12 protein-coding genes and 4 tRNA genes are annotated in these 16,248 nt (G+C 59.6%); 3 read left to right on the forward strand and 13 right to left on the reverse strand.

Annotated elements, in window-relative coordinates:
• Nucleotides 1-77 precede the first annotated feature (77 nt).
• The 10 genes from MnOB_RS08495 to MnOB_RS08540 all read right to left on the reverse strand — a co-directional run bounded on the left by MnOB_RS08495 (nt 78) and on the right by MnOB_RS08540 (nt 9,291).
• Nucleotides 78-1,952: a SurA N-terminal domain-containing protein gene (locus tag MnOB_RS08495; RefSeq protein ID WP_077523792.1), complete on the reverse strand. Its 1,875-nt coding sequence runs from the start codon at nt 1,950-1,952 to the stop codon at nt 78-80.
• Between the two features lie 212 nt (nt 1,953-2,164).
• On the reverse strand, nt 2,165-2,437 hold the full coding sequence (hupB, locus tag MnOB_RS08500; RefSeq protein WP_003087931.1) for a nucleoid-associated protein HU-beta: 273 nt from the start codon (nt 2,435-2,437) through the stop codon (nt 2,165-2,167).
• A 135-nt stretch (nt 2,438-2,572) separates the two neighbouring features.
• Nucleotides 2,573-4,969, reverse strand: a complete 2,397-nt coding sequence (gene lon / locus MnOB_RS08505) for an endopeptidase La (RefSeq protein WP_077523793.1) — start codon at nt 4,967-4,969, stop codon at nt 2,573-2,575.
• 133 nt (nt 4,970-5,102) lie between these two features.
• Complete coding sequence (gene clpX, locus MnOB_RS08510) at nt 5,103-6,383, reverse strand: ATP-dependent Clp protease ATP-binding subunit ClpX (RefSeq protein WP_077523794.1); 1,281 nt, start codon at nt 6,381-6,383, stop codon at nt 5,103-5,105.
• 109 nt (nt 6,384-6,492) lie between these two features.
• Nucleotides 6,493-7,134 carry an ATP-dependent Clp endopeptidase proteolytic subunit ClpP gene (clpP, locus tag MnOB_RS08515; RefSeq protein WP_077523795.1) on the reverse strand — a complete coding sequence of 214 codons (642 nt, stop codon included), beginning with the start codon at nt 7,132-7,134 and terminating at the stop codon, nt 6,493-6,495.
• A 96-nt stretch (nt 7,135-7,230) separates the two neighbouring features.
• Nucleotides 7,231-8,541, reverse strand: coding sequence for a trigger factor (gene tig, locus MnOB_RS08520; protein ID WP_077523796.1), 1,311 nt, complete (start codon nt 8,539-8,541; stop codon nt 7,231-7,233).
• A gap of 233 nt (nt 8,542-8,774) precedes the next feature.
• Nucleotides 8,775-8,850: transfer RNA gene (locus tag MnOB_RS08525), tRNA-His, on the reverse strand.
• Between the two features lie 112 nt (nt 8,851-8,962).
• Nucleotides 8,963-9,047 (reverse strand) — tRNA-Leu (locus MnOB_RS08530).
• 57 nt (nt 9,048-9,104) lie between these two features.
• Nucleotides 9,105-9,180, reverse strand: a tRNA-His gene (locus tag MnOB_RS08535).
• Nucleotides 9,181-9,214: 34 nt separating this feature from the next.
• A tRNA-Arg gene (locus MnOB_RS08540) sits at nt 9,215-9,291 on the reverse strand.
• Nucleotides 9,292-9,554: 263 nt separating this feature from the next.
• On the opposite strand from MnOB_RS08540, the gene folD reads away from it, so the two are divergent.
• Nucleotides 9,555-10,409, forward strand: coding sequence for a bifunctional methylenetetrahydrofolate dehydrogenase/methenyltetrahydrofolate cyclohydrolase FolD (gene folD, locus MnOB_RS08545; protein WP_077523797.1), 855 nt, complete (start codon nt 9,555-9,557; stop codon nt 10,407-10,409).
• A gap of 57 nt (nt 10,410-10,466) precedes the next feature.
• Here the strand turns inward: folD and MnOB_RS08550 are convergent.
• From MnOB_RS08550 to MnOB_RS08560, 3 genes are all read right to left on the reverse strand, one after another.
• A protein-coding gene (locus tag MnOB_RS08550; RefSeq protein WP_107504048.1) for an IS3 family transposase occupies nt 10,467-11,689 on the reverse strand; the annotation gives its coding sequence in 2 pieces (ribosomal slippage) (nt 10,467-11,326 and nt 11,326-11,689; 1,224 coding nt in all).
• A 104-nt stretch (nt 11,690-11,793) separates the two neighbouring features.
• A complete protein-coding gene (cysS, locus tag MnOB_RS08555) occupies nt 11,794-13,179 on the reverse strand; it encodes a cysteine--tRNA ligase (RefSeq protein ID WP_077523798.1) in 1,386 nt (461 codons plus the stop codon).
• A complete protein-coding gene (locus tag MnOB_RS08560) occupies nt 13,179-14,846 on the reverse strand; it encodes a glutamine--tRNA ligase/YqeY domain fusion protein (protein WP_077523799.1) in 1,668 nt (555 codons plus the stop codon). The genes cysS and MnOB_RS08560 overlap by 1 nt, the downstream gene beginning before the upstream one ends.
• A gap of 122 nt (nt 14,847-14,968) precedes the next feature.
• On the opposite strand from MnOB_RS08560, the gene MnOB_RS08565 reads away from it, so the two are divergent.
• Both MnOB_RS08565 and lpxH read left to right on the forward strand, forming a co-directional pair.
• On the forward strand, nt 14,969-15,463 hold the full coding sequence (locus MnOB_RS08565; RefSeq protein ID WP_077523800.1) for a peptidylprolyl isomerase: 495 nt from the start codon (nt 14,969-14,971) through the stop codon (nt 15,461-15,463).
• Nucleotides 15,460-16,182 carry a UDP-2,3-diacylglucosamine diphosphatase gene (lpxH, locus tag MnOB_RS08570; RefSeq protein ID WP_077523801.1) on the forward strand — a complete coding sequence of 241 codons (723 nt, stop codon included), beginning with the start codon at nt 15,460-15,462 and terminating at the stop codon, nt 16,180-16,182. Before MnOB_RS08565 ends, lpxH begins: the two co-directional genes overlap by 4 nt.
• The last annotated feature ends 66 nt before the right edge of the window (nt 16,183-16,248 follow it).

The following is a 16,248-nucleotide window of genomic DNA, read 5'->3' on the forward strand; positions in this document are numbered from 1 at the left end:
CGCCCTTAATGCTGGAGTTCGGAAGGTGACTTGGCTGGACGCTTACGCATAAGCGGCCTTCTTCTTCAGCGTATCGATCAGAAGCGTTCGATCTTCGCTTTCTCTTCGACCTGGCGGCGGTAGGCAGCGAAATCCTGCTGACCACTGCGCGAGGCGAGGAATCGGCTGTACATCGCCTTCTCCTGCTCGGAGAGTTTCTCTTCCGGAACATTGATGCCGTTCAGGCGGATTACCACGTAGTCGCCGTTATTCAGCTTCACGCCAGTGAACTCGGGCTTGTCTGCGGCGGCCGGTTTCGGCATGCGGAACAGGGTCTGCAGCAGCAGCGGCTCGACGCTTTCCTGGCTGCGGGTAGCGGCTTCCACCACGTTCCAGGATTGACCTTCCTGAGCTTGCGCAACCGGGGTCTTGCCTTCGCGCAGGCTGGCAATCAGGGCATCGCCCTTGGCCTTGACGGCTTCGCCGGCCTTCTGGCCTACCAGATGTTGGCGAATGCTGTCGCCGACCTTGTCCAGGCCAAGCTGCTCAGGCTTTTTATGCTCCTTGACGCGCAGGACGATCACGGTATCCGGGTCCAGCTCGATCGCCGAGCTGTTGGCACCATCTTCCAGCACTTCCGGACTGAAAGCAGCCTGGAGGACCTGGCGGTTGGCAGTCAGGCCTTCACCACCTTCACGACCGAAGGGAGCGCTGGTCTTCACTTCCAGGTTCAGTTCCTGGGCCGGCTGGGCCAGGTCGGAAGCCTCAAACGCGGCGTCTTCCAGTTCCTTGCTCACTTCAACGAAGCGCTGTTCGACCTGCTGGGCCTTGATGTCGTGCTCCAGCTTCGGCTTGAGGCTTTCGAAGCTCGGGACTTCCGGCGCCTGCACGCCCAGCAGCTTGATCAGGTGCCAGCCGTACTGGGTACGTACCGGGGCGGAAACCTCACCCTGCTTCAGTGCATACAGCGACTCTTCGAAGGCGGGCTCGTATACGCCGGGGCCTGCGAAGCCCAGGTCACCGCCATTGGCGGCGGAGCCGGAGTCATCGGAGAACTCCTTGGCCAGTGCGGCGAAGTCTTCACCCTTGTCCAGGCGCTGCTTGACCTGCTCGATCTTCGCCTTGGCCTGCTCCTCGTTGAGCTTGTCGCTGACTTCCACCAGGATGTGGGCGGCCTGACGCTGCTCAGCCAGGTTGCTGATCTCTTTCTGGTACTGCGCCTTGAGGTCTTCTTCCTTGGCTTCGACCTGGTCGAAGAAGGCGGCCTTCTTCAGCTCGACGTACTCGATCACAACCTGCTCGGGACTCTTGAACTGGTCGACATGAGCGTCGTAATAGGTCTTCAGCTCTTCATCAGAAACGCTGACGGCAGCCGGATCGGCCTTCAGGGTCAAGGTCGCGAAATCGCGGGTCTGCTTTTCCAGGCGGGCGAAGGCTTCAACTTCCGCATCGGTCACGAAGCCGCTACCGGCCAGACCCGCACGCAGTTGGCCAATGAGCATTTCCTGCTCGAGCATCTGACGGAATTGCAGGCGGTTGTAGTTCATCTGGCGGATGACCTGATCGAAGCGGTCGGCATTGAACTTGCCGTCCACCTGGAACTCCGGCGTCTGCAGGATGAGCTGGTCAAGGGCGCCTTGGGAGAAGGCGAAATCGGCGTCACCCGCTGCTTGCAGCAGGAGCTTGCGCTCGATCAGGCCTTTCAGTGCGGCTTCGCGCAGCAGCTTTTCATCCAGCAGGGAGGCATCGAAGTCCTTGCCCAGTTGCTGCTGCAGCTGACGGCGCTGCATGTTCACCGCTTCGCTCAGCTGGTCCTGGGTGATTTCGTCACCGTTGACCTCAGCCGCGTTCTGGCTATTGCTGGTGGCATTGAAAATGGCGTCGAAGCCGGTCAGCGCCAGCAGCGCGATGATGACGCCAATGATGGTTTTGGCAATCCACCCCTGTGAATTGTCCCGTATGTTCTGCAGCATGGGTCCCCCAGAAACGGCCGCATTGAGTCGCAGCCGAGTAACGCGGGTAGAGTATCCGAATATGAGAAAGGCGCATCCTAGGATGCGCCTTCTCGTAGCTTGCGGAGTCTGAGATTCGACCTCTCAGGTGGTAGGAAGAAACTCCCTGATTCCACCGCTCCGCTATCGAGCCAGGTTGAACCCGACCCGGTCGGGCAGAGCCCGAAAGACGCTTAGTTGACGGCGTCTTTCAGAGCTTTGCCAGCTTTGAAGCCAGGGATCTTGGCAGCAGCGATCTTGATCGGCTTGCCAGTCTGCGGGTTACGGCCAGTACGAGCAGCACGCTCTTTAACAGCGAAAGTACCGAAGCCAACCAGCACCACGGAGTCACCAGCCTTCAGAGCGCCAGTAACGGATTCGATAACTGCGTCCAGCGCGCGGCCAGCTACAGCTTTCGGGATGTCAGCAGATGCGGCGATAGCATCAATCAGTTCCGACTTGTTCACTCTTAAGTCCCCTTATTTCTGTTGAGTTGTTTCTTAGTTGTTTGGTGTAAGCAAAGCGGGTGCTGGATGGCCTGCTAACACATAAGAGCCGCTTTATAACAAGGGCTCGAAAAATGTGTCAAGAAAGCCCCCCGGCTAATGCGTGCTGATTCGCTCCTTGGAATCAGTCTCGCGCTTGTCATCCTTTGCAACCATCTCCGGAGCCGCATCGGGCAAGGGCTCCGGGGCGTATTGCAGCGCAATTTGCAGGACCTCGTCAATCCATTTAACCGGTTTAATCGCCAAGTCTTGCTTGATATTTTCGGGAATTTCTTTGAGATCGCGCACATTCTCTTCGGGAATGATCACGGTCTTGATTCCACCACGATGCGCGGCCAGTAGTTTCTCTTTCAAACCACCAATCGCGAGCACCTGGCCACGCAGAGTGATTTCCCCGGTCATGGCCACATCTGCACGAACCGGGATTTGCGTCATGGCCGAAACGAGGGCCGTGCACATACCGATACCGGCGCTGGGACCATCCTTGGGAGTGGCACCTTCCGGCATGTGGATGTGAATGTCGCGTTTTTCGTGGAAGTCTGCCGGGATACCCAGACTCTTCGCACGGCTGCGCACCACGGTCAGTGCCGCCGTGATGGACTCGGCCATCACGTCACCCAGCGAACCGGTCTTGGTCAACTGGCCCTTGCCAGGAACGACCGCCGCTTCGATGGTCAGCAGTTCACCGCCAACCTGGGTCCAGGCCAAGCCGGTCACCTGACCGATCTGATCCTGTTGCTCAGCCAGTCCGTAGCGATACTTGCGTACGCCCAGGAAGTGTTCGAGGGACTCGGCAGTAACTTGCACTGCAAAGCGCTTCTCGCGGGCGTGCTCCTTCACGGCCTTGCGGCAAACCTTGGCAATCTGGCGCTCAAGGCTACGCACACCGGCTTCGCGGGTGTAGTAGCGGATGATGTCGCGAATGGCTGCCTCGTCGAACTCCAGTTCGCCCTTCTTCAGCCCATTGGATTTGGTCTGCTTGGGCGCGAGGTACTTGACGGCGATATTGACCTTTTCGTCTTCGGTGTAGCCCGGCAGCCGGATCACTTCCATACGGTCCAGCAACGGGGCCGGAATGTTCATGGAGTTGGCGGTGCAGAGGAACATCACGTCCGAGAGGTCGTAGTCGACTTCCAGGTAATGGTCGTTGAAGTTGTGGTTCTGCTCCGGATCGAGCACTTCCAACAGCGCGGACGCAGGGTCACCGCGCATGTCGCTGCCCATCTTGTCGATTTCGTCGAGCAGGAACAGCGGGTTGCGCACACCAACCTTGGTCATCTTCTGGATCAGGCGACCCGGCATGGAACCGATATAGGTACGGCGGTGACCACGGATTTCAGCTTCGTCACGCACGCCACCCAAGGCCATGCGCACGAACTTGCGATTGGTGGCATGGGCAATGGACTCGGCGAGCGAGGTCTTGCCGACGCCTGGCGGGCCAACCAGGCAAAGTACGGGGCCTTTCACCTTTTTGACGCGCTTCTGCACAGCAAGGTATTCGAGGATGCGTTCCTTCACTTCATCCAGGCCGTAATGGTCAGCATCGAGGATGTCTTCGGCCTTGGCCAGGTCCAGACGAACCTTGCTCTCGGCCTTCCACGGTACATTGACCAGCCAATCGATATAGGAACGCACTACAGTCGCCTCGGCAGACATCGGCGACATCTGCTTCAGCTTGTTCAACTCGGCATTGGCCTTGGCCAGCGCCTCCTTGGTCAGACCGGCATTGTCGATACGCTTCTTCAGCTCTTCGACTTCGTTGTGGCCCTCGTCGATGTCGCCCAGCTCTTTCTGAATGGCCTTCATTTGCTCATTCAGGTAGTACTCGCGCTGGCTGCGCTCCATCTGCTTCTTGACGCGACCACGAATGCGTTTCTCGACCTGCAGCAAATCGATCTCTGCATCCAGCAACGCCAGCACATGCTCGACGCGCTCGGACAGGTCGGTCAGCTCGAGAATTTCCTGCTTCTGCTCGATCTTCAGCGCCATGTGAGCAGCCATGGTATCTACCAGGCGGCCCGGCTCATCGATGCTGTTCAGAGAGGAAAGCACCTCGGACGGTACTTTCTTGCCCAACTGCACATACTGTTCGAACTGGCTGAGCAGGCTACGGATGAATACTTCGGATTCGCGTTCGCCCGCATCGACTTCATCGATCAGGCTGACTTCGGCGCGGCAATGCCCATCGACCTCAATGAAACGCTCGATCGAGCCACGCTGCTCGCCTTCCACCAGCACCTTCACGGTGCCGTCCGGCAGTTTCAGCAGTTGGAGCACGGTGGCGACGGTACCCATGCGATACAGGGCGTCTTCGCCCGGATCGTCATCGGCGGGGTTCTTCTGGGCAACCAGGAGAATCTGCTTGTCCCCCGTCATCGCGGCCTCGAGCGCCTCGATGGATTTCTCACGCCCTACGAAAAGCGGGATGACCATGTGCGGATAGACCACGACATCGCGCAATGGCAGGAGAGGTAATTCAGCAGTCGTATTCATGGTATCAGCTCTACGGCGGCCCTAAGGCCGTAAACAGATGGGAAAACCCTTGGCCCTAAGATGGGGTTAGGCCCGGGAAAAAACAAGCTTTGAGGCAGGAAATGCAAAGGGGCCCGCAGGCCCCTTTGTTTCATCAAGCGTCAGGCGCCGCCTTGGCAGGCTGCTCGTTGTTCTCATAGATCAACAGAGGCTTGGACGATCCTTCGATGACACTTTCGTCGATGACTACCTTGCTTACATCTGTTTGAGAGGGAATCTCATACATGGTGTCGAGCAGAATGCCTTCGAGGATGGAACGCAGGCCACGGGCACCGGTCTTGCGCTCGAGCGCACGATGGGCAACGGCCTTGAGCGCGTCAGGACGGAACTCGAGGTCCACGCCTTCCATTTCGAACAGCTTGGTGTACTGCTTGGTCAGCGCGTTCTTCGGCTCGGTGAGAATCTGCATCAGAGCAGCTTCGTCCAGCTCGTCGAGGGTAGCGATGACTGGCAGACGACCCACGAACTCAGGAATAAGGCCGAACTTCACCAGATCTTCCGGCTCTACTTCGCGGAGCGCTTCGCCCACCTTCTTACCCAGGTCCTTACTGCGAACCTCGGCGTTGAAGCCGATGCCACCTCTGGTGGAACGGTTCTGGATCACTTTCTCCAGGCCGGCAAATGCACCACCGCAGATGAACAGGATGTTGCGAGTATCGACCTGCAGGAACTCCTGCTGCGGATGCTTGCGCCCGCCCTGCGGCGGAACCGAGGCAACGGTGCCCTCGATCAGCTTCAGCAGTGCCTGCTGCACGCCTTCGCCCGAAACATCTCGGGTAATCGACGGGTTATCCGACTTACGGGAAATCTTGTCGATTTCGTCGATATAGACGATACCCATCTGGGCCTTCTCGACGTCGTAGTCGCACTTCTGCAACAGCTTCTGGATGATGTTCTCGACGTCCTCACCCACGTAACCAGCCTCGGTGAGGGTGGTGGCGTCGGCGATGGTGAAGGGAACATTCAGCAGACGAGCCAGAGTTTCAGCCAGCAGGGTCTTGCCCGAACCGGTAGGGCCGATCAGCAGGATGTTGCTCTTGCCCAGTTCGACATCATCTTTCTTGTCACGCTGGTTCAGGCGCTTGTAGTGGTTGTACACCGCTACCGCGAGCACTTTCTTCGCACGTTCCTGGCCAATTACGTACTGGTCGAGAATGTTGCGGATTTCCTTGGGCGCGGGCAGCTTGTGCGCACTGCTCTCGGCCTGGGCTTCCTGCACCTCCTCGCGGATGATGTCATTGCACAGGTCGACGCACTCGTCGCAGATAAATACGGAGGGACCGGCAATCAGTTTGCGTACTTCGTGCTGGCTTTTGCCGCAGAAGGAGCAATAAAGCAGTTTGCCGTTGTCCTCGCCGTTGCGGGTGTCAGTCATTCGATCGATCCAATCGGGTAGGCGTGAAACACAAGATGAAGGCAAATGCGGGCATTTTCAACCCCGCGAAACGGCCGGATATTCTCCGGCCGCGGTCCTGCGGATGGGCTTAGCCCGCGATTTGGCGCTTGTTGAGCACCTGGTCGATCAGGCCGTATTTGACTGCTTCGTCGCCACTCATGAAGTTGTCGCGGTCGGTATCGCGGGCGATCACGTCGATTGGCTGGCCACAGTGGTCAGCCAGGATCTTGTTCAGGCGCTCGCGGATAGTCAGGATTTCACGCGCGTGAATCTCGATATCCGACGCCTGGCCCTGGAAGCCGCCCAGCGGTTGGTGAATCATCATCCGCGAATGCGGTAGGCAGTAACGCTTGCCTGCCGCGCCGCCAGCCAGCAACAACGCACCCATGCTGCACGCCTGACCGATGCACAGGGTCGAAACGTCGGGCTTGATGAATTGCATGGTGTCGTAGATCGACATGCCGGCGGTAACCGAACCGCCCGGGGAGTTGATGTAGAGCTGGATGTCCTTGTCGGGGTTCTCGGCCTCGAGGAACAGCAGCTGCGCCACCACCAGGTTGGCCATGTAGTCTTCGACCGGGCCCACCAGGAAGATCACGCGTTCCTTCAACAGGCGCGAATAGATGTCGTAAGCGCGCTCGCCACGGGCGGACTGCTCGATGACCATCGGCACCAGGCCACCAGCGGCTTGGATGTCAGGCATTTGCTGCATAAAAGAATTGCGGGACATGTCCGGCGATCACTCCCTAATTGAATAGTCATGTCTTAAAGACGCATAAGCCAGCTCGGAGGCTGGCTTATGGTGTACTCGAAGGAGGCGGAACAATCAGTCGGCTTGCGGAGCTTCTGCCGGCTTGACTGCCTCTTCGTAGGAAACCGACTTATCGGTTACGTTGGCCTTCTGCAGGACAGTATCTACAACTTGTTCTTCCAGCACAACAGAACGGACTTCGTTCAGTTGCTGGTCGTTCTTGTAGTACCAGGCCACAACTTGTTCCGGCTCCTGGTAAGCGGAAGCCATCTCTTCGATCAGCTCACGCACGCGGGCTTCGTCAGGCTTCAGCTCGAACTGCTTGACCACTTCAGCAACGATCAGGCCCAGCACGACACGGCGCTTGGCTTGCTCTTCGAACAGCTCAGCCGGCAGTTGCTCGGGGTTGATGTTGCCACCGAACTGCTGGACGGCCTGTACGCGCAGACGATTGACTTCGTTACCGATCAGAGCCTTCGGCACTTCAACCGGGTTGGCAGCCAGCAGGCCGTCCATTACCTGGTTCTTCACCTTGGACTTGGTGGCCTGACGCAGCTCACGCTCCATGTTCTTGCGAACTTCGGTGCGGAAGCCTTCCAGACCGCCTTCCTTGATGCCGAACAGGGAGAAGAACTCGTCGTTCAGCTCAGGCAGTTGCGGAGCGGAAACGCTGTTGACGGTCACGGTGAACTCGGCAGTCTTGCCGGCCAGATCCAGGTTCTGGTAGTCAGCCGGGAAAGTCGGGTTGATCACGCGCTCTTCACCAGCCTTCACACCTACCAGAGCCTCTTCGAAGCCCGGAATCATGCGACCGGAACCCAGCACCAGCGGGGTGCCTTTGGCGGTACCGCCAGCGAAGGCTTCGCCATCGATCTTGCCGACGAAGTCGATGTTCAGTTGGTCGCCATTCTCGGCGGCGCGCTCAACAGCTTCGAAACGGGTGTTCTGCTTGCGCAGGATGACCAGCATGTTGTCGACGTCAGCGTCGCCAACCTCAGCTTGCAGGCGCTCGATGGCGATGCCTTCGAAGCCGGAAACCTGGAACTCGGGGAATACTTCGAAGGTGGCGATGTATTCCAGATCCTTGCCCTTCTCGAACACTTTCGGCTCGACGGCCGGAGCGCCAGCCGGGTTCAGCTTCTGCTCAACAACAGCTTCATAGAAGGAGGACTGGATCAGATCGCCCAGCACTTCCTGACGAGCGGAATCTTCGAAACGCTGGCGAATGACGCTCATCGGCACCTTGCCCGGGCGGAAGCCGGCAACTTTGGCGCGGCGGGCAGTCTGTTGCAGGCGCTTGGTCACTTCGTCCTCGACGCGCTCGGCCGGCACGCCGATGGTCATGCGGCGCTCAAGAGCGGAGGTGCTTTCTACAGAAACTTGCATGGATATTCCTCGTTGCACAGACATTAGCCGGCCGTTCCGGCCCCAGAATCAAGGGCATGCATTCTAGTGGGTCGATTTGCAGAAGTCACCCAGCAGAAACGGCCGGCAAAAGGAAGGGATAGAAGAAACGGAAATCAGGCGCCTTGAGTGGCAGGCATCGACCCGATTTCCCTCACCGCGACAGGAGCCAGAAATGAAAACGCCAGGCATTAAGCCTGGCGCTTTCATGAATATGGGGTGGACGATGGGAATCGAACCCACGACACCAGGAGCCACAATCCTGTGCTCTACCAACTGAGCTACGCCCACCATATTACGCATTTGCCGATTTGCATCGACAGCGGCGACCTTTGGCCACCGCTCTACAACCTGAATCGCCAAGAACCGCGGGCATCCACTATTCAATACGACTCGAACATCATGGTGCGGACGGAGAGACTCGAACTCTCACGCCTTGCGGCGCTGGAACCTAAATCCAGTGTGTCTACCAATTCCACCACGTCCGCGAGAGGCAACGCTTGAAACAAAATCGCCAGGCGCGTGGCCTGGCGACTTCTCGAATATGGGGTGGACGATGGGAATCGAACCCACGACACCAGGAGCCACAATCCTGTGCTCTACCAACTGAGCTACGCCCACCATATTACGCATTGCTTGTGCCAAATGTGCCTAGTGGCACGCCCGGCAGGACTCGAACCTGCGACCATCCGCTTAGAAGGCGGATGCTCTATCCAGCTGAGCTACGGGCGCTTATATCTGCGAGCAGACTATAAAGCTTTGGCCTGAACTGAATCACCTGGATCCAGCCTTGCCATCTTACCCAGCGACAGGCTGTGCTCGACAAGCGGGGCGCATGTTATAGCCAGCCCTACCCCTCGTCAACAGGAAAATTGAAAAAAATCAGAAAGATAAAGGGCTTACGGGAAAATGCTGACCAGCCGCCTTTGCCCGCCCGCCCCTCCATGCGAGAATACGCGCCCTTTTTAGGCCTTCCCGATGGTTAATCTAGCGTCATGACCGCACAACTGATCGACGGCAAAACGATCGCCGCCCGCCTCCGCCAGCAGATAGCCCAACGTGTCGCCGAGCGTCGCCAGCAGGAACTTCGCGTTCCAGGCCTCGCCGTGATTCTGGTCGGCAGCGATCCCGCCTCCCAGGTCTACGTCGCGCACAAGCGCAAGGACTGCGAGGAAGTCGGCTTTCTTTCCGAAGCGCATGACCTGCCCGCCAGCACCAGCCAGGCCGAACTGCTTGCACTGATCGACCGCCTCAATGAAGACCCGGCCATCGACGGCATCCTGGTCCAACTGCCGCTGCCGGAGCACCTGGATGCTTCGCAACTGCTGGAACGCATTCACCCCGACAAGGACGTGGACGGCTTCCATCCCTATAACGTCGGCCGCCTCGCCCAACGCATTCCCCTGCTTCGCCCCTGCACCCCCAAGGGCATCATGACCCTGCTGGAAAGCACCGGCGCGAACCTCTATGGCATGAACGCGGTGGTCGTAGGCGCTTCCAACATCGTCGGCCGCCCCATGGCCCTCGAACTGCTGCTAGCCGGTTGCACCGTGACCGTCACCCACCGTTTCACCAAGGATCTGGCTGGCCACGTGGCCAACGCGGACCTCGTAGTCGTGGCCGCCGGCAAGCCTGGGCTGGTCAAGGGTGAATGGATCAAGCCCGGCGCCATCGTCATCGACGTCGGCATCAACCGCCAGGACGACGGCAAGCTGGTGGGCGACGTGGAGTATGACGTTGCCGCGCAACGCGCCAGCTGGATCACTCCGGTTCCGGGCGGCGTCGGCCCCATGACGCGCGCCTGCCTGCTGGAGAACACGCTGTACGCCGCAGAGACGCTCCACATCTGAGGCAAGCAGTGTCTAGTCCTGAAATAGGTTTACACCTATCAGGCTAAGCTCCAGACCTCAAAACGCCCGATGCACCGCATCGGGCGTTTTGTATTGCAGGGCCTGGTGAGGGCGTTCCCGGTTATAGATATCCACGGCCTCGCGCACCATCCGACGGGCCTGTTCCAGGTGCGCTGGGGTGTGGGTCAGCAGTTCATTTTTCAGGATGCCGTTGACCCGTTCGGCCAGGGCGTTCTGGTAGCAGTCGTAGCCATCGGTCATCGAGCAGGTAACGCCGTGCTGGGCATGCAGGCGCTGGTAATGCGCGGAGCAGTACTGGATGCCGCGATCCGAGTGATGCACCAGGGCATGGCGCGTCCTGCGTTGCTGCAAGGCCAGGCTAAACGCCCGGGCAACCGACTCGGCATGGAGCCCTTCATGGACATGATGCCCCACGATCTTGCGCGAGTAGGCATCGGTGACCAGGCTCAGGTACAGCGGGCCGTTTTGGCTTGGCAGGTAGGTGATGTCGGCCACCCAGACCCGCTCCGGCGCATGGGGCTGCACCTGCTGCGGACCTGGCTTGAGCAGGTTGGGGTGACGGTAGAAACGGTGAAAGCTGTGGGTGGTCTTGTGATACGCCCGCTTGGGCAAGACCTGCAGCCGGTGCTCAGCCAGGACGCGAAACAAACGGTCCCGCCCGACCCGCAACTCCGGCTCCGCCTGATGCTGGAGCAGGAAATGCAGCTTCCGGGTGCCCAGGCGCGGCTGGCGCATCCGCAGCTGCCGCACGAATTGGGCGACCTGCCGATCCTGATGGCTACGGCGATCCGCCGCCCGATTGCGCTGGTAATAGGCCTGGCGACTGATGCCCATGAACTGGCAAGCCCGGCTCACGCTCAGCCCTTGGACTTGCCTTTGCGTGAGGACTTGCCGGGACGCTTTTTTACGATGGAAACGCCGTAGTCGTGCTTCAGCACCTCCACCACCGCCTCGAAGAACTGGGCCTTCTGGTTGGCCAGCTCCAGCTGCTTCTCCAGCTCCTTGATGCGCTGCTCCGGGGTCAACGGCAGGTCGGGCTCAGACATCGAGATGCTCCTTGACGTACGAATGGACGCCCCCTGGCTCCAATCCTGCCGACCGTGCTTGCGTAACCACACCAGCACCGTCGACCGCCCCTGGATGCCATAACGGGCCTGAGCTTCCTTGTAACTCATTTCGCCTTTTTCGACCTGATCGACCACCGCCAATTTAAAAGCCTGTGTGTAATCGCGCTGGCTACGTCGTACACCTTCTGCCATGGAGCTCTCCTGAAAATAAGGGCAAAGGTGTAAACCTTATTCAGGACGGGACACAGACATGAAAAAGGCCGCGAAATGCGGCCTTTTTTATTGGGCAACTCGGCTTAGTCAGCCAGGCGCCAGGTAGTGCCGCCCTTGCCGTCTTCCAGCACCACCCCCATGGCGGTCAGCTGGTCACGGATCCGGTCGGATTCAGCCCAGTTCTTTTCCGAACGTGCTTGCAGTCGCGCCTGAATCAGCGCCTCGACTTCAGCGGCATCGACCTTGCCCTCTGCACCTGCGCGCAAGAAAGCATCCGGCTCCAATTGAAGCACGCCGAGCAGGCCGGCCAGCTCCTTCAGTCGCGCAGCCAGCGCAGCGGCACCCTGAAGGTCGCTATCGCGCAGTCGATTGACCTCGCGCACCATCTCGAAGAGAACAGCGCAGGCTTCCGGACTATTGAAGTCGTCATCCATGGCAGCCGCGAAGCGCTCGACGAAGGCATCACCACCCGCCGGCGCAACCTCAGGCAATCCCTTGAGGGCGTGATAGAAGCGCTCCAGGGCGCCCTTCGCTTCCTTGAGGCTCTCCTCGGAATAGTTGATCGGGCTGCGGTAATGGCTGGACACCAGCAGATAACGCACCACCTCGGGGTGATACTTCTCCAGCACCTCACGAATGGTGAAGAAGTTGCCCAACGACTTGGACATCTTCTCGCCATCCACGCGCACCGCCCCGGCATGCATCCAGGACTTGGCGTAGAGCTTGCCGGTGGCCGCCTCGCTCTGCGCAATCTCGTTCTCGTGGTGCGGGAATACCAGATCCGGCCCACCGCCATGAATGTCGAACGTCTCGCCCAGGCAGCAGGTAGACATCACCGAGCACTCGATATGCCAGCCCGGACGACCTGCACCCCATGGCGATGCCCAACTCGGCTCGCCGGGCTTGGCGCCTTTCCAGAGCACGAAGTCCAGCGGGTCTTCCTTGATTTCATCGACTTCGATGCGGGCGCCGATCTTCAGCTCGTCGATCTTGCGCCGCGACAGCTTGCCGTAGCCTTGGAACTTGCCGACGCGGTAGTACACGTCGCCATTGCCCGGAGCATAGGCAAAGCCTTTATCGATGAGGGTCTGGATCATCTCGTGCATACCGGCGATGTGGCCGGTGGCACGCGGCTCGATATCCGGACGCAGTACGGAGAGGCGCGCCTCATCCTCATGCATTGCCGCAATCATACGATCCACCAGCGCCTCGAACGGCTCGCCGTTCTCATTGGCGCGACGGATGATCTTGTCGTCGATGTCAGTGATGTTGCGCACGTAGGTGAGGTCGTAGCCGCGATGACGCAGCCAGCGCGCTACCACGTCGAATGCCACCATCACGCGAGCATGACCGATGTGGCAGAAGTCATAGACGGTCATGCCACAGACATACATTCGCACCTGGTTGCCGACCAGCGGCTGCAGCGGCTCCTTGGTCTTGCTGAGGGTGTTGTAGATCGACAGCGCCATCATTGCCCCCAGGAATCGCGCAGGGTCACGGTGCGGTTGAAGACCGGCTTACCGGGCTGGGTCTCTTTCAGGTCTGCAACGAAGTAACCTTCGCGCTCGAACTGGAAGCGATCTTCCGGCTGGGCCTGAGCCAGCGAAGGCTCCGCACGGCAACCACTGAGCACCTGCAGGGAATCCGGATTGATGTTGTCGAGGAAGCTACCGCCCTCCACCGACTTCTCCGGGTTCGCCGAACGGAACAGGCGGTCATACAGACGCACTTCGCACTCCACGCTGCCTTCGGCCGGCACCCAATGGATCACGCCCTTGACCTTGCGGCCCTCGGGGTTCTTGCCCAGGGTCTCCGGATCATAGGAGCAGCGCAGCTCGACGATGTTGCCATCGGCATCCTTGACGGCCTCGTCGGCGCGGATCACGTAGCTCCCGCGCAGGCGTACCTCGCCTCCCGGGATCAGGCGCTTGTAGCCGGCAGGCGGGACTTCTTCGAAGTCACCAGCATCGATGAACAGCTCACGACCGAACGGCAGGACGCGCACGCCCATGTCTTCCTTCGGATGGCGCGGCAGCTCGAGGCTCTCGACCTGGCCTTCCGGGTAATTGGTGATGACTACTTTCAGAGGCTTCAGCACACACATGGCACGCGGGGCGGTGGCATCCAGATGGTCGCGGATGCTGAATTCCAGCATGCCGACATCGACCACGCCGCTGGCACGGTTCACGCCGATCATTTCGCAGAAGTTGCGGATCGACTCCGGGGTATAGCCCCGGCGGCGATAACCGGACAGGGTCGACATGCGCGGATCGTCCCAGCCGTTCACATGGCCTTCATCCACCAACTGCTTCAGCTTGCGCTTGCTGGTGATGGTGTAGTTCAGGTTCAGGCGCGAGAACTCGTACTGGCGCGGTTGAGCCGGAACCGACAGGTTCTCCAGGAACCATTCGTAGAGAGGGCGGTGATCCTCAAACTCCAGGGTGCAAATCGAGTGGGTGATGCCCTCGATGGCGTCCGACTGACCATGGGTGAAGTCATAGCTCGGGTAGATGCACCACTTGTCGCCGGTCTGGTGGTGATGGGCATGGCGGATGCGATAGAGGATCGGATCGCGCAGGTTCATGTTCGGCGAAGTCATGTCGATCTTCGCGCGCAGGGAACGGGCGCCGTCCGGGAATTCACCGGCTTTCATGCGAGCGAACAGGTCCAGGTTTTCGTCCACGGAGCGGTCACGGAACGGACTGTTCTTGCCCGGCTCGGTCAAGCTGCCGCGGTACTCACGCGCCGCTTCCGGCGACAGGTCGCAGACGAAGGCCTTACCGGTCTTGATCAGCTCGATGGCCCAGTCGTGCAGCTGGTCGAAATAGTTCGACGCGTAACGCTCCTCACCGGCCCACTGGAAGCCCAGCCACTTCACGTCGCTCTCGATGGCGTCGATGTATTCCTGGTCTTCCTTCGCCGGGTTGGTGTCGTCGAAGCGCAGATGGCAATCACCGCCGAATTCCTTGGCCAGACCGAAGTTCAGGCAGATCGACTTGGCATGACCAATGTGCAGGTAGCCATTGGGCTCCGGCGGGAAGCGGGTGACGATCTTGATGTGCTTGCCGGCGTCCAGATCCGCCTGAACGATCTGGCGCAGGAAGTTGGAAGCGGCGGGAGTCTCTGGCTTGCTCATGGGGTCCTTACATCTGGCTGGTGCGCGGCTCAGGGTAGGCCGGCCAAATCAAAGCGCTTATCATAGCCGAAGCTGTCAATCCCCTGACAGGCCTTGGATTTCTCGATAGAGCGAATAGCCAAATGATCAAGCTGCACACCAACCACGGCGTTATCACCCTGCAACTCTTCGAAGACAAAGCCCCGGAAACCGTGGCCAACTTCAAGGAGTACGTGAAGTCTGGCCATTACGACGGCACCGTCTTCCACCGCGTGATCGGCAACTTCATGATCCAGGGCGGCGGTTTCGAGCCGGGCATGAAGCAGAAGTCCACCCGCGCCACCATCAAGAACGAGGCCAACAACGGCCTGTCCAACAAGGTCGGCACCATCGCCATGGCCCGCACCATGGAGCCGCACTCGGCCTCCGCCCAGTTCTTCATCAACGTTGCCGACAACACTTTCCTCAACCACAGCGCGCCGACCGTACAGGGTTGGGGCTATGCCGTGTTCGGTGAAGTGGTAGAAGGCATGGACGTGGTCAACAAGATCAAGGGCGTAGCCACCACCATGAAGGCTGGCCACCAGGACGTCCCGGTCGACGACGTGATCATCGAGAAGGCCGAGATCGCCGAGTGATATTGCTGATCTCCGATCTGCATCTCGAAGAGGAACGCCCGGACATTACCCGGGCGTTTCTTCATTTCCTGCAGACCCGCGCGCCGCAGGCTGAAGCCCTCTACATCCTCGGAGACTTCTTCGAAGCCTGGATCGGCGACGACGCGATGACACCCTTCCAGCGATCGATCGCCCAGGCCCTGCGCAAGCTCGCCGACGGCGGTACACGTATCTTCCTCATGCACGGCAACCGTGACTTCATGATTGGCGGCAGTTTCTGCCGCGAAGCCGGCTGCACGCTACTGAAGGACCCGAGCCTGGTGCAGATGAACGGCGAGGCGGTGCTGCTGATGCACGGCGACAGCCTGTGCACTCAGGATGAGGCTTATATGCGGCTGCGCAGGTGGCTGCGTAACCCGGTGAGCCTGTTCATCCTGCGCAACCTGCCACTAGCGACGCGCCACAAGCTCGCGCGCAAGCTACGCAAGGAAAGCCGTATGCAGACGCGGCAGAAAGCCGTGGAAATCACCGACGTCACCCCCGAAGAAATTCCACGCATGCTCCGCCAGTTCGGCGCAAGGACCCTGATCCACGGGCACACCCATCGCCCCGGCACTCACGAGCTGCAACTGGACGGTCAACCCGCCCAACGCATCGTCCTCGGCGACTGGGACCGGCAAGGCTGGGCACTTCAGGTTGACGAGCGGGGATTCCAGCAGTCCCCGTTCAGCCTGAATTGACTTCCCGCACCCAATAAAAAAGGTTCTTCGCGGATTTCCGGGGAGCCATGAAAAAAGAACGGCGAT

Origin of the sequence: Metapseudomonas resinovorans, assembly GCF_002003485.1 — a bacterium.
In the GTDB taxonomy this organism is placed as follows: domain Bacteria; phylum Pseudomonadota; class Gammaproteobacteria; order Pseudomonadales; family Pseudomonadaceae; genus Metapseudomonas; species Metapseudomonas resinovorans_D.

Bases quoted from the DNA above. Each gene is read 5' to 3' on its own strand.
- MnOB_RS08495 (WP_077523792.1), bottom strand. From the start codon at position 1,952: ATGCTGCAGAACATACGGGACAATTCACAGGGGTGGATTGCCAAAACC.
- lon (WP_077523793.1), bottom strand. From the start codon at position 4,969: ATGAATACGACTGCTGAATTACCTCTCCTGCCATTGCGCGATGTCGTG.
- clpX (WP_077523794.1), bottom strand. From the start codon at position 6,383: ATGACTGACACCCGCAACGGCGAGGACAACGGCAAACTGCTTTATTGC.
- clpP (WP_077523795.1), bottom strand. From the start codon at position 7,134: ATGTCCCGCAATTCTTTTATGCAGCAAATGCCTGACATCCAAGCCGCT.
- tig (WP_077523796.1), bottom strand. From the start codon at position 8,541: ATGCAAGTTTCTGTAGAAAGCACCTCCGCTCTTGAGCGCCGCATGACC.
- folD (WP_077523797.1), top strand. From the start codon at position 9,555: ATGACCGCACAACTGATCGACGGCAAAACGATCGCCGCCCGCCTCCGC.
- cysS (WP_077523798.1), bottom strand. From the start codon at position 13,179: ATGGCGCTGTCGATCTACAACACCCTCAGCAAGACCAAGGAGCCGCTG.
- MnOB_RS08560 (WP_077523799.1), bottom strand. From the start codon at position 14,846: ATGAGCAAGCCAGAGACTCCCGCCGCTTCCAACTTCCTGCGCCAGATC.
- MnOB_RS08565 (WP_077523800.1), top strand. From the start codon at position 14,969: ATGATCAAGCTGCACACCAACCACGGCGTTATCACCCTGCAACTCTTC.